Source organism: Methylobacterium sp. PvR107 (assembly GCF_017833295.1).
Classification (GTDB): domain Bacteria; phylum Pseudomonadota; class Alphaproteobacteria; order Rhizobiales; family Beijerinckiaceae; genus Methylobacterium.
This window is the reverse complement of the sequence record NZ_JAFIBW010000001.1, coordinates 1,073,584-1,085,672: the sequence shown is the minus strand read 5'-3', so window position 1 is coordinate 1,085,672 and position 12,089 is coordinate 1,073,584. Positions and strand designations below refer to the sequence as shown.

Here is a 12,089-nt window from a genome sequence, read left to right as displayed (position 1 = left end):
GTTTCACTCCTGATTATTTTGAATACGCTCCAGCTTCGCGTCTGGCCGGTGCGCAGGCCAGGGGCCAGCGGCCGGATCGGTATCGAACACGGCCCGCCGTCACCGAATGGCTGGGGCTGTTGCGCGCGGCGCCGCTCCGCGCCATCAGCGGCACCGATGGCCGATCCCCAGACCGCATTGCCGATCGAGGCGGCGCTCCCCGCCCTGCGCGATGCGCTCGCCGCGCGCAACGCCGCCGTGCTGGTGGCGCCCCCGGGCGCCGGCAAGACCACGCGGGTGCCCCTCGATCTGCTGGACGCCCCCTGGCTTGCCGATCGCAAGGTCATCCTGCTGGAGCCGCGCCGCCTGGCGGCGCGGGCTGCCGCCGCCCGCATGGCCCAGACGCTGGGCGAGCCTGTCGGCGGCACGGTGGGCCTGCGCGTCCGGCTGGGCTCGAAGATCTCGGCGCGCACCCGGATCGAGGTCGTGACCGAGGGCGTGTTCACCCGCATGATCCTCGACGATCCGGAACTCTCCGGCATCGGCGCGGTGTTGTTCGACGAATTTCACGAGCGCTCCCTGGACGCCGATCTCGGGCTCGCGCTGGCGCTCGACGCGCAGGGCGGATTGCGGGAAGATCTGCGCATCCTCGTCATGTCGGCGACGCTCGACGGCGCCCGGGTCGCGCGGCTGATGGGCGAGGCTCCGGTGGTCGCCTCCGAGGGCCGCGCCTTTCCGGTGGAAACCCGCTACGTCGAGCGCGACCCGAACCGGCGGATCGAGGAGTCGATCACCGATGTCACGTTGCGCGCCCTGCGGGCGGATCCTGGATCCGTCCTGGTGTTCCTGCCCGGGCAGGCGGAGATCCGCAGAACCGCCGAGCTTCTCGTCGATCGGGTCGATCCGGAGGTTCAGGTCGCACCGTTGTACGGCGCGCTGACTCCGGCCGAGCAGGATCGCGCCGTCGCGCCGGCACCGGCCGGAACCCGTAAGGTGGTTCTGGCCACCAGCATCGCCGAGACCTCGCTGACCATCGAGGGCGTCCGGATCGTGGTCGATTCCGGGCTGTCGCGAGTGCCGGTCTACGAGCCCGGCCTCGGCCTGACGCGTCTGGTCACGGCCCGGGCATCCCGTGCCTCCGTGGACCAGCGCCGGGGCCGCGCCGGCCGCACCGAGCCGGGGCTGTGCTGGCGTCTCTGGTCCGAGGCCGGCACCAAGGCCCTCGAACCGTTCTCGCGGCCGGAGATCCTGTCGGCGGATCTCGCGGGCCTGCTGCTCGACTGCGCCGCCTGGGGCGTGGCCGACCCGCGGAGGCTGGCGTTCCTCGATCCACCGCCGGCGCCGGCGCTGGCGGAGGCCCGCGCCATGCTGGTCGATCTGGGTGCGCTCGACGCGGACGGTCGCCTCACCGAAACCGGGGGCCGCCTGCGCGCGCTGCCATTGCCGCCGCGCCTCGCCCGCATGGTGACGGTCGCGGCCGAAACGAGGCAGGCGCGCGCGGCCGCGGATCTCGCCGCCGTACTGGTGGAGCGCGGGCTCGGCGGCGATGGGATCGATCTCGACGCGCGGGTCGAGCGCTTCCGACTGGATCGCGGCGGCCGCGCCGCCGACATGCGCCGGCTCGCGCAGGGCTGGGCGCGGATCGCCGGAGACGGCCCGCAGGATCGGCCGGCATCGGCCGGCCCGCTCCTGGCGCTCGCCTATCCCGACCGGGTCGCCCGGAATCGCGGCCGGGACGGCGAGTTCGTGATGGCGAGCGGGCGGGCCGGCCGCCTCGACCCGGCGAGCCCGCTGGCGCGGGAGACCCACCTGGTCGTCGCCGACCTGGCCGGTGCGGCCGGACATGCGCGGATCCACGCCGCGGCCGTGATCGAACCGGAGGCGATCGAGCGGCTCTTCGCCGGCCGGATCGAATCCCGCACCGAGATCACCTTCGACCCATCGGCCGCCGCCCTCCGGGCCCGGGCTGTCCGGCGCCTGGGCGCGGTCAATCTGGGCGCTCAGCCCTTGCCGGTCCCGTCGGAGCCGGAAAGCGCCGAGATCCTGGCGAACGGCATCGCCGCGCTCGGTCTCGACAGGTTGCCCTGGACCCCGGCGCTGTCGCAGTGGCGCGCCCGGGTGCAGTTCCTGCACGCGGCCGAGGGAGATGGCTGGCCGGACCTGTCGGACGAGGCCCTGACCAGGACCGCAGCCGCGTGGCTCGCACCGGCGCTCCTCGGCCGGATCGCCGTCGCGGCGATCACCGCCGAGGACCTCGCGGGAGCCCTGCAGGGCCTCGTATCCTGGCAGCTCCGGTCCCGCCTCGACGTGGAGGCGCCGACCCATGTCGCGGTGCCCACCGGCTCGCGCATCCCGGTGGATTACGGGGCCGAGGAACCGGTGCTGGCCGTCCGGGTCCAGGAGCTGTTCGGCCTCGACCGTCATCCCGTCGCCGGCGGACGGCCGCTCGTGCTGCACCTGCTCTCGCCCGCGCACCGGCCGATCCAGATCACCCGCGATCTGCCGGGCTTCTGGCGGGGTTCCTGGGCGGCGGTGCGCGCCGAGATGCGCGGGCGCTACCCGCGCCATCCCTGGCCGGAAGATCCGCTCAGCGAAGCGCCGACGCGCCGGGCGAAGCCGCGGGGGACGTGATCGCGGCAGCCTTTCTTACGTTCCCGACATCCGGATAGGATCCCATGACGACAGAGACGAACGCCTTCGACCCGTCCGCCGCCGGCTGGACGGTCGTGCAGGACGACGGCTTCATCGCCCATGTCGGCCCGCTGCACTTCCGTGGCTCGGACGGCGCCTACGCGTTCCGGGCCGAGCAGAAGCACGCCAACCTGATCGGCGTTGTCCATGGCGGCATGCTGATGAGCTTTGCCGACCGCGCCCTCGGCGAGACCGCCATGCGGGCTGCGGACGGCGCCAATTGCGTGACCATTCAGCTTGAGATGAAGTTCATCGATGTCGGGCGTCTCGGTGACTGGATCGAGATCCGCCCGCAGGTGGTCAAGCGCACCGGCTCCCTGGTGTTCATGCGCGGCGACGTTCGCGAAGGCACACGCCTCCTGGCCTCGGCCGACGGCGTCTGGAAGATCCTGCGGCGGCGTCCGGGTTGACCGCCATCAGGATATCAGTCCTAGTTCTCTGGCTCGCACCGCCGATCGGGGCGGGGAAAGGCTGGGGGGCCGCATGCCAGATCCGCAAATGACCGCATCCGCCAAATGGGCCACAGGCACACCTGTCGCGCCGTCGCGCCGGGCCGTCATCGCGGCGGCCGGAGCCGTCATCGCGGCGGCCGGCGGCGCAAGGGCTCGACCGGGGCCGCCCAGCACGGTGACGGATCCACCGCGGGACTTCCGGCCAGGTGCGGCGCCGACCACCTACTTCACCGATCCCGACGTGATCACGATCGACCCGGCCTTCGAGTCGTATGTGGTGCCGAACAGCGCCATTCGCCGTCTCTGGACCGGTGCGCTCTGGGCGGAAGGACCGGCCTGGAACGCCGTCGGGCGCTTCCTCGTGTGGAGCGACATCCCCAACAATCGCCAGTTGCGGTGGCTGGAGGAGGACGGGCACGTCTCCGTATTCCGCGCACCGAGCGGCAATTCGAACGGGAACAGTTTCGACCGCCAGGGCCGTCAATTGTCCTGCGAGCACGCCGGCCGCCGGGTGGTCCGCTACGAACTCGACGGCTCGGCAACGGTGCTGGCCGACAGCTTCGAGGGCAAGCCCTTCAACGCGCCCAACGATGTCGTCCAGCACATCGACGGCGCCTACTGGTTCACGGACCCGCCCTACGGCGGCCAGCTCTACGAAGGGTTGCCGGACGAGGCGGGCGGTCCCTCGAATCCGAAGGGCCATCTCAATCCGCGGCTCGGGCAGCCGGCCGGGACCGTGACGACGCGGCGCGTCCTGCCCAATGCCGTCTATCGCATCGATCCCGCCGGCCGGATCGATCGTGTCCTCACCGACGATCAGGTTCCCGATCCGAACGGGCTGTGCTTCTCGCCCGATCACCGGACGCTCTACGTCTGCTCCACCGGGAAGGGACCCGGCGATACGGGTCCCGGCGGCAAGGGCGAGATCTACGCCTTCGATGTCGGGAACGGCGGCGCCTTGTCGAACAAGCGCCTCTTCGCGGATTGCGTCGTCGATGGCGTCAAATGCGGGCCCGACGGCTTGCGGACCGACGTCGATGGCAATCTCTGGGTGTCGAGCAACGCGGGCCGCGCGGTCGGCTACAACGGCGTGACGGTCTGGAGCCTGGCGGGAACGCTCATCGGGCGGATCCGCCTGCCGGAGGTCTGCGGCAACCTCACGTTCGGCGGCCCCAAGCGGAACCGCCTGTTCATGGCGGCCAGTCAGTCGATCTACGCCGTGACGGTGAATACCCAGGGCGCCGGTCCGGCCTAGATCGTCGTCGAAGGATCCTGTGTCTCCGGCCATGGCTGACGAGGCTGTGGAGCGCTATCTGTAGCGGGCATGACCGTGGATCCTCCTTCAGACCCCACCTTGAGCCGCCTCAGTGCGGCTCTGGGGGATTTGCCCAGGCGCGGGCTACCGCCGGTCGAGCGATGGAATCCGCCCTATTGCGGCGCGATCGACATCCGTATTGCGGCCGATGGCACGTGGCACCACAACGGCTCGCCGATCCGGCGCGACAAGCTGGTCAAGCTGTTCTCCACGATCCTGCGGCGCGAGCCGGACGGGCGCATTGTGCTGGTCACGCCGGTGGAAAGCGTCGGGATCACCGTCGAGGATGCGGCCTTCATCGCGGTCGAGATGGCGGTCGATGGCACGGGTGAGGCGCGGCGCATCGCGTTCCGCACCAACGTGGACGATCTGGTGAGCGTCGACGCGGATCACGCCCTGCGCTTCGAGGAAGGGCCCGACGGCGCGCTCAAGCCTTATCTCCACGTCCGGGGCGGCCTTTGGGCGCTGATCACCCGGGCGCTCACCTACGACCTCGTGGATCTGGCCGAAGACCGTATGGTGGACGGGCAAGCCTGGCTCGGCCTCTGGGCGGGCGGCGTCTTCCACCGCATCGCTCCGGCCGCCGCCGCGTGAGCGAGCCCCTCGCCGATTTCCTGGCCCGGGCCGCGTCCGGTCTGTCGCCGCATCCGCCTGGACCGGACGATCCGACCTCCAATCCGCGCGGTGACCACTGCCTGGATCCGGATGGCGCGGCCGTGATCCCGCCGCCGCCGCACCGGCGGGCCGCGGTGCTGGTCCCGGTGGTCTTCCGGGCCGCCGGGCCGAACCTCGTGCTGACGCAGCGCGCCGCGAACCTGCGCGATCATTCCGGCCAGGTCGCGCTGCCGGGCGGCAAGATCGATCCGACGGATCCGGGACCGGCGGATGCGGCCCTGCGGGAGGCTTTCGAGGAGATCGGCCTGCCGCCCGAATCGGTGCGCCTGCTCGGGTATATCGACCCCTACCTGTCCGGCACCGGGTTCCTCGTGACGCCGGTCATCGGTCTGGTCTCCGAGACGGCGACGTTCCGGCCGAACCCCAGTGAGGTCGCGGACGTTTTCGAGGTGCCCCTGTCGGTGCTGATGGATCGGGAGCGCTACCGATTGCGGTCGCGGGAGTGGCAAGGCCGGACCCGATGGTTCTATGCACTCCCCTTCGGAGAGCGTCTGATCTGGGGCGTCACCGCCGGAATCCTCAACAATCTGCGGGAGCGGCTCTACCCGGAACCGGAGTCAGGTCGCGTCCGCCGGTCGGCGGGATAGGCTACGGATCGCCATGCTGCGTCGCGTCCTCGAAGAGTTCGGCCTCTTCCTCATCCCCTTCGCGCTGTTCCTGATCTATCTCGTCCTGGCCGGCCGCAACCCGTTGCGCCGGGTGCATTGGGACGCGCATCTCTGGCGCCTCGTCCTCGCCGGCTTGGCGGTGGTGATCGGCACGCTCGTCTACGAAGGCCTGTTTTCCGAGCGGCGCGCCGGCGGCTACGTTCCGACCCACATGGAGAACGGCCGTCTCGTCCCGGGTGGTTTCCGGTGAGGCGTGATCTCGAACGCGGCGGCCTCTCGGCCCTGCTCGACCGCCGCGGGGTGCGTCAGGCGCTCGCCGCCCTGGAGGCACCCGGATCCGAGACCCGCCTGGTCGGCGGTTGCGTCCGCGACGCGCTGCTGGGAACGCCGTCCGCCGATATCGACCTCGCGACGACGCTCCTGCCCGAAGCGGTGATCGCCGCCGCAGAACGCAGGCCGGGGCTGAAGGCGGTTCCGACCGGAATCGCGCACGGCACCGTCACGCTGGTCACCGAGGATGGACCGATCGAGGTCACCACCCTGCGCGAGGATGTCGAGACGGACGGACGCCACGCCATCGTGCGGTTCGGTCACGATTTCGCCCGCGATGCGGAGCGCCGCGACTTCACCGTCAACGCGCTCTCGCTCGGTCGGGACGGCCGGCTGCACGACACCGTCGGCGGTCTTCCGGATCTGGAAGCCGGGCGGGTGCGCTTCATCGGCGATCCCGCGACCCGCATCCGCGAGGATGCCCTACGGATCCTGCGCTTCTTCCGCTTCCACGCCCGGTTCGGCGCCGGGCCACCGGATGCGGAAGCGCTCGCCGCCTGTGTGGCCGCACGCGATAGCCTGGACAGGCTCTCGCGCGAGCGCGTCCGTGCGGAGTTCCTGAAGCTTCTGGCGGCCTCCGGCGGTGCAGCCCTGGTCTCGACCCTGAGCGCGACCGGCCTGCTGCTCAGGATCACCGGCGGCGTCGGCGAGTTCGGGCGGCTGCAACGCGCTTCGGCCGCGACGCTGCCCCCGATCATGCGCCTCGCGGCCCTCGCGGTCGGGGCCAGCCACGATGCCGAACGCCTCCGGGTACGCCTGCGGCTGTCGAAGAGCGAGCATGCCCAGCTCACCGACTACGCGGACGTCCTCGCCGAGCTGCACGATCGTGCCGCGCTCGACGGCGCCGCTGTCCGGGCCCTGGCGGCGCGGCATGGCCTGGCGCCCCTCAGCGATGCCCTGGCGATCGTGACCGGTGAGCCGCGGCCTGCACTGACCGGGGAAACACGCGTTGTTCTCGACGCGCTCCGCGGGGAGGGAGGTTCGCCGGTCTATCCACTGGCGGGCGCGGATCTTGTCGCGGCGGGCATCGCGCCCGGTCCCGCGATCGGCCGCGGGCTCGCCGCGGCTCGGAAGGTCTGGCTGGAACGCGGCTGCCCGACGGGCGCGGCGGCGCGGGCCGAGCTGCTGGCGCTTGCGCTGGACGGCGCCCGCTGAACCGCGATCAGAGCTTCAGGAGCGCCTTGGTTTCCTGGAGCTGGACGATCTGACCGTTCAGCTCCTCGCGCTTCTGCAGATCCTCGGTGGCATCGCGCTGCATCTCGATCGCCTCGATGTCCCGGTCGAGGGATTCGTGTGTCAGTTCCTCGATCGGCGCGGCGCGCTCGGCGAGCACGGTCACGGACGTCGGGCCGATATCGGCAAAACCGCCACGGACGTAGATCCGCTTGCCGCTACCCTGGCTCTCGGTGACCACGATGACGCCGACGCGCAGGGAGGTCAGCACGGGCGCGTGGCCCGGCATCACGGTCATCTCGCCCTCGGTGCCGGGCAGCTGAACGGCGGTCACCTCGCCGGAATACAGCGTCCGCTCGGGGCCGACGAAATCGAAGTGGAAGGTGGCCATCGGTCTCTAGCTTCCCGAACCCGCAACGCGCGCTCCTCCCCCTTGCGGGGAGGAGGTGAAGGTGGGGGAGGCGCAGGAGGCACCGCAGCGCTCGATCCTGAAACACCCCCACCCCCGACCCCTCCCCGGAAGGGGGAGGGGAGGGAGCAGCCTTACGCCGCCTTCATCTTCTTGGCCTTCTCCTGGGCCTGCTCGATCGTGCCGACCATGTAGAAGGCGGCCTCGGGCAGGTCGTCGTAGTCGCCGTTCACGAGGCCCTTGAAGCCCTTGATGGTGTCCTCAAGCGGCACCTGCACGCCCGGAGAACCGGTGAACACCTCGGCGACCGAGAAGGGCTGCGAGAAGAAGCGCTCGATCTTGCGGGCGCGGGCCACGGTCAGCTTGTCGTCCTCGGACAGCTCATCCATGCCCAGGATCGCGATGATGTCCTGAAGCGCCTTGTAGCGCTGAAGGGTCTGCTGGACCCGGCGGGCGACGTCGTAATGCTCCTCGCCGAGGATCGCCGGCGACAGCATGCGCGAGGTGGAGTCGAGCGGATCCACGGCCGGGTAGATGCCCTTCTCGGCGATCGAGCGCGACAGCACGGTCGTAGCGTCGAGGTGGGCGAAGGAGGCGGCCGGCGCCGGGTCGGTCAGATCGTCCGCCGGCACGTAGATCGCCTGCACCGAGGTGATCGAGCCCTTGTTGGTGGTGGTGATGCGCTCCTGCAGGGCGCCCATATCGGTGGCCAGCGTCGGCTGGTAGCCCACCGCCGAGGGAATGCGGCCCAGAAGCGCCGACACCTCGGAGCCCGCCTGGGTGAAGCGGAAGATGTTGTCGACGAAGAAAAGCACGTCCTGGCCGTCGTCGCGGAACTGCTCCGCGATGGTCAGGCCGGTCAACGCGACGCGCGAGCGGGCGCCGGGCGACTCGTTCATCTGCCCGTAGACCAGGGCGCACTTGGAGCCCGCAGCCGAGCCGTTGTTCTCCTTCGGGTCCATGTTGACCTTGGACTCGATCATCTCGTGGTAGAGATCGTTGCCCTCGCGGGTGCGCTCGCCGACGCCGGCAAAGACCGAGTAGCCCGAGTGCACCTTCGCGATGTTGTTGATCAGCTCCATGATCAGCACGGTCTTGCCGACCCCGGCGCCGCCGAACAGGCCGATCTTGCCGCCCTTGGCGTAGGGAGCGAGCAGGTCCACCACCTTGATGCCGGTGACGAGGATCTGCGCCTCGGTCGACTGGTCGGCGTAGGACGGGGCCGGCTGGTGGATGGCGCGGAGCGTGTCGCTCTGCACCGGGCCGGCCTCGTCGATCGGCTCGCCGATGACGTTCATGATCCGGCCGAGGGTGTTCATGCCCACCGGAACCTTGATCGGCTCGCCGGTGTCGAAGCACTCCTGGCCGCGGGTCAGACCCTCGGACGTGTCCATCGCGATGCAGCGGACGGTGCTCTCGCCGAGCTGCTGGGCAACCTCGAGCACGAGGCGGGCGCCGTTATTCTTGGTCTCCAGCGCGTTCAGAATCTCGGGCAGGTGACCCTCGAACTGCACGTCGACCACGGGGCCGATGACCTGGGTGATCTTGCCGGGCTTGTTGGAGCCGGTGCCGGGGAGTGCGGTGTTCGCCATGGTATCCTCGCTGTCGGTGCCGGCGCGCAACGCGCGGGCTGTGTCCTCAGAAATTGGAGCCGGCTCAGGCGTCTCTCAGCTCAAGCCGAAGTTCGACACGCGCCGTCCGCTCGTCGAAGCGGTCCATGCGACCGTTCATGGTCGCGACCTGCGTCCCGACGGCTGTTAGCCGCGACTTCACCGCCCTCAGGTCGAGACGCACCTCGGAGACGTCGTGCCGCAGGGCACGCAGATGCTCCAAGACCAAGTTCTCGACCGCGTTCGTCATCATCCGACGCCTCCGGCGTCCCGTCCTATCACAGAGCCTCAGCGCCTGAGATGATCTCGATGAGTTCCTTGGTGATCATGGCCTGACGCGTGCGGTTGTAGATCAGCGTCTGCTTCTTGATCATCTCGCCGGCGTTGCGAGTGGCCGAGTCCATGGCGCTCATGCGCGCGCCCTGCTCGGACGCGGCGTTTTCCAGGAGGGCCCGGTAGATCTGCACCGTCAGGTTCTTCGGCAGCAGCGTCTCCAGGATCGCCTCTTCGGAGGGCTCGAATTCCAGGGCGGCGTTGCCGGCAGCGGCCTTCGCGGTCGCGTCGGTCTCGGGCAGCTCGGCCGGGATCAGGCGCTGCGCGGTCGGGATCTGGGAGATCACCGAGCGGAACTCGGAATAGAACAGCGTCGCGACGTCGAACTCGCCCGCCTCGAAGCGGGTCAGGATCTTGTCGGCAATGCTGGCTGCAAAGTCGTAATCCACTGGCCGGTTGCCGCGGATGTCCATGCTCTCGACGATCTGGTCGCGATACTGCCGCCGCAGCGCATCGAGGCCCTTCTTGCCGACCGTCATGATCTTGACGGTCTTACCCTCGGCGGTGAGCTTCTGCGCGTATTCGCGCACCGCGAGGCGGACGATCGACGAGTTGAACGCGCCGGCCAGACCGCGATCGCCCGTGCAGACGACGAGCAGATGCGTCTGCTCGGAGCCGGTCCCGGACAGGAGCCGCGGAGCGCCGACACCGCCAACGAGGTTGCCGGCCAAGTTACCGAGCACCGCCGACATCTTCTCGGCGTAGGGACGGCCCGCCTCGGCGGCCATCTGCGCCCGGCGCAGCTTGGCGGCGGCGACCATCTGCATGGCCTTGGTGATCTTCTGCGTCGCCTTCACCGAGGTGATGCGGTTGCGCAGGTCCTTCAAACTCGCCATCGGGTGAGGTCCAGGTCCGTTCTATGGGCCTCTCCTTCCCTCGGGGGGAAGGAGCCGGAAGTTCGGGCGGTGCAGGAAGCCGAAGCATCCGGTGCACCACCCAAGATCCCTCCCCGCGGGGAGGGGCCTCACATCAGGCGATCGACTTGGCGACGCTCTCGACGACGCTCTTCAGCTTGCCGGCGTTCTCGTCCGACAGGTCCTTGGAGGCGGCGATCGAGTCGAGCAGGTCCTTGTGGCGCGACCGCAGGGTGCTGAGCAGCGCATCCTCGAACGGGCGAATCTTGGCGACCGGCAGCTTGTCCAGATAGCCGTTCACGCCGGCGTAGATCACGGCGACCTGCTCTTCCATCTTCAGCGGCGAGAATTGCGGCTGCTTCAGGAGCTCGGTCAGACGCGAGCCGCGGTTCAGGAGCTGCTGGGTCGAGGCGTCGAGATCCGAGCCGAACTGCGCGAAGGCGGCCATCTCGCGGTACTGCGCGAGCTCGCCCTTGATCTTGCCGGCGACCTTCTTCATCGCCTTCGTCTGGGCCGAGGAGCCCACCCGCGAGACCGAGAGGCCGACATTCACCGCCGGGCGGATGCCCTGGTAGAACAGGTCGGTCTCGAGGAAGATCTGGCCGTCGGTGATCGAGATCACGTTGGTCGGGATGTAGGCCGAGACGTCGTTGGCCTGGGTCTCGATGACCGGGAGTGCGGTCAGCGAGCCGTTGCCGGCGGCGTCGCCCATCTTGGCGGCGCGCTCGAGCAGGCGGCTGTGGAGGTAGAACACGTCGCCCGGATAGGCCTCGCGGCCCGGCGGGCGGCGCAGCAGCAGCGACATCTGGCGGTAGGCCACGGCCTGCTTGGACAGATCGTCGTACACGATCACGGCGTGCATGCCGTTGTCGCGGAAATACTCGCCCATGGCGCAGCCGGCGAACGGCGCGATGAACTGCATCGGTGCGGCGTCCGAGGCGGTGGCGGCGATGACAATGGAGTATTCCAGGGCGCCCTGGTCCTCCAGCACCTTCACGAACTGGGCGACCGTCGAGCGCTTCTGGCCGATGGCGACGTAGATGCAGAAGAGCTTCGACTTCTCGTCACCGCCGGCGGCGTGACCGGGCTTCTGGTTCAGGATCGTGTCGAGGGCGATGGCGGTCTTGCCGGTCTGGCGATCGCCGATGATCAGCTCGCGCTGGCCACGGCCGACCGGGATCAGGGCGTCGATCGCCTTCAGGCCCGTGGCCATCGGCTCGTGCACCGACTTGCGCGGGATGATGCCGGGCGCCTTCACGTCGACGCGGCGGCGCTCGGTGGAGACGATCGGACCCTTGCCGTCGATCGGGTTGCCGAGGCCGTCGACCACGCGGCCGAGCAGACCCTTGCCGACCGGCACGTCCACGATGGCGCCGGTGCGCTTGACGGTCTGGCCTTCCTTGATCTCGCGGTCGGAGCCGAAGATCACGATGCCGACGTTGTCCTGCTCGAGGTTCAGGGCCATGCCCCGGACGCCCGACTCGAACTCGACCATCTCGCCGGCCTGGACGTTGTCGAGGCCGTAGGCGCGGGCGATGCCGTCGCCGACGGACAGGACCTGTCCGACCTCGGAGACCTCGGCCTCTTCACCGAAGTTCTTGATCTGATCCTTCAGGATCGCGGAGATCTCGGCGGCGCGGATGTCCATACTCGGGCCTCT

The 12,089-nt window shown here is 69.6% G+C and carries 12 protein-coding genes; 7 read left to right on the top strand and 5 right to left on the bottom strand.

From position 1 onward, the window contains the following. Window positions 1-156 precede the first annotated feature (156 nt). From hrpB to JOE48_RS04945, 7 genes are all read left to right on the top strand, one after another. On the top strand, window positions 157-2,610 hold the full coding sequence (gene hrpB / locus JOE48_RS04975; RefSeq protein ID WP_210028404.1) for an ATP-dependent helicase HrpB: 2,454 nt from the start codon (window positions 157-159) through the stop codon (window positions 2,608-2,610). Window positions 2,611-2,654: 44 nt separating this feature from the next. Beyond that, window positions 2,655-3,080 (top strand): PaaI family thioesterase, encoded by a 426-nt coding sequence (locus tag JOE48_RS04970; RefSeq protein ID WP_210028403.1) that lies wholly within the window; start codon window positions 2,655-2,657, stop codon window positions 3,078-3,080. Window positions 3,081-3,168: 88 nt separating this feature from the next. Then, window positions 3,169-4,377 carry an SMP-30/gluconolactonase/LRE family protein gene (locus JOE48_RS04965; protein ID WP_210028402.1) on the top strand — a complete coding sequence of 403 codons (1,209 nt, stop codon included), beginning with the start codon at window positions 3,169-3,171 and terminating at the stop codon, window positions 4,375-4,377. A gap of 69 nt (window positions 4,378-4,446) precedes the next feature. Continuing rightward, window positions 4,447-5,031, top strand: coding sequence for a DUF1285 domain-containing protein (locus JOE48_RS04960; RefSeq protein WP_210028400.1), 585 nt, complete (start codon window positions 4,447-4,449; stop codon window positions 5,029-5,031). Continuing rightward, window positions 5,028-5,699 (top strand): CoA pyrophosphatase, encoded by a 672-nt coding sequence (locus JOE48_RS04955; RefSeq protein ID WP_210028399.1) that lies wholly within the window; start codon window positions 5,028-5,030, stop codon window positions 5,697-5,699. The genes JOE48_RS04960 and JOE48_RS04955 overlap by 4 nt, the downstream gene beginning before the upstream one ends. A 13-nt stretch (window positions 5,700-5,712) precedes the next feature. Next, window positions 5,713-5,970: a DUF6111 family protein gene (locus JOE48_RS04950; RefSeq protein WP_210028398.1), complete on the top strand. Its 258-nt coding sequence runs from the start codon at window positions 5,713-5,715 to the stop codon at window positions 5,968-5,970. Next, entirely contained in the window at window positions 5,967-7,205 is a 1,239-nt protein-coding gene (locus JOE48_RS04945) for a CCA tRNA nucleotidyltransferase (RefSeq protein WP_210028397.1), read from the top strand. The genes JOE48_RS04950 and JOE48_RS04945 overlap by 4 nt, the downstream gene beginning before the upstream one ends. Window positions 7,206-7,212: 7 nt before the next feature. Here the strand turns inward: JOE48_RS04945 and JOE48_RS04940 are convergent, their stop codons facing one another. The 5 genes from JOE48_RS04940 to atpA form a co-directional block, all read right to left on the bottom strand. Next, complete coding sequence (locus JOE48_RS04940) at window positions 7,213-7,614, bottom strand: F0F1 ATP synthase subunit epsilon (protein WP_210028394.1); 402 nt, start codon at window positions 7,612-7,614, stop codon at window positions 7,213-7,215. Window positions 7,615-7,766: 152 nt separating this feature from the next. Further along, window positions 7,767-9,224 (bottom strand): F0F1 ATP synthase subunit beta, encoded by a 1,458-nt coding sequence (gene atpD / locus JOE48_RS04935; RefSeq protein ID WP_210028393.1) that lies wholly within the window; start codon window positions 9,222-9,224, stop codon window positions 7,767-7,769. 64 nt (window positions 9,225-9,288) lie between these two features. Beyond that, window positions 9,289-9,495, bottom strand: a complete 207-nt coding sequence (locus JOE48_RS04930; RefSeq protein ID WP_210028392.1) for a hypothetical protein — start codon at window positions 9,493-9,495, stop codon at window positions 9,289-9,291. 25 nt (window positions 9,496-9,520) lie between these two features. Next, on the bottom strand, window positions 9,521-10,411 hold the full coding sequence (locus JOE48_RS04925; protein ID WP_210028390.1) for a F0F1 ATP synthase subunit gamma: 891 nt from the start codon (window positions 10,409-10,411) through the stop codon (window positions 9,521-9,523). A 133-nt stretch (window positions 10,412-10,544) separates the two neighbouring features. Next, window positions 10,545-12,077 carry a F0F1 ATP synthase subunit alpha gene (gene atpA / locus JOE48_RS04920; protein WP_210028389.1) on the bottom strand — a complete coding sequence of 511 codons (1,533 nt, stop codon included), beginning with the start codon at window positions 12,075-12,077 and terminating at the stop codon, window positions 10,545-10,547. Window positions 12,078-12,089: the final 12 nt, after the last annotated feature.

What these genes read in the sequence shown, in the direction of transcription:
- hrpB (WP_210028404.1), top strand. Translation starts at nt 157, where the DNA reads ATGGCCGATCCCCAGACCGCATTGCCGATCGAGGCGGCGCTCCCCGCC.
- JOE48_RS04970 (WP_210028403.1), top strand. Translation starts at nt 2,655, where the DNA reads ATGACGACAGAGACGAACGCCTTCGACCCGTCCGCCGCCGGCTGGACG.
- JOE48_RS04965 (WP_210028402.1), top strand. Translation starts at nt 3,169, where the DNA reads ATGACCGCATCCGCCAAATGGGCCACAGGCACACCTGTCGCGCCGTCG.
- JOE48_RS04960 (WP_210028400.1), top strand. Translation starts at nt 4,447, where the DNA reads ATGACCGTGGATCCTCCTTCAGACCCCACCTTGAGCCGCCTCAGTGCG.
- JOE48_RS04950 (WP_210028398.1), top strand. Translation starts at nt 5,713, where the DNA reads ATGCTGCGTCGCGTCCTCGAAGAGTTCGGCCTCTTCCTCATCCCCTTC.
- JOE48_RS04940 (WP_210028394.1), bottom strand. Translation starts at nt 7,614, where the DNA reads ATGGCCACCTTCCACTTCGATTTCGTCGGCCCCGAGCGGACGCTGTAT.
- atpD (WP_210028393.1), bottom strand. Translation starts at nt 9,224, where the DNA reads ATGGCGAACACCGCACTCCCCGGCACCGGCTCCAACAAGCCCGGCAAG.
- JOE48_RS04930 (WP_210028392.1), bottom strand. Translation starts at nt 9,495, where the DNA reads ATGATGACGAACGCGGTCGAGAACTTGGTCTTGGAGCATCTGCGTGCC.
- JOE48_RS04925 (WP_210028390.1), bottom strand. Translation starts at nt 10,411, where the DNA reads ATGGCGAGTTTGAAGGACCTGCGCAACCGCATCACCTCGGTGAAGGCG.
- atpA (WP_210028389.1), bottom strand. Translation starts at nt 12,077, where the DNA reads ATGGACATCCGCGCCGCCGAGATCTCCGCGATCCTGAAGGATCAGATC.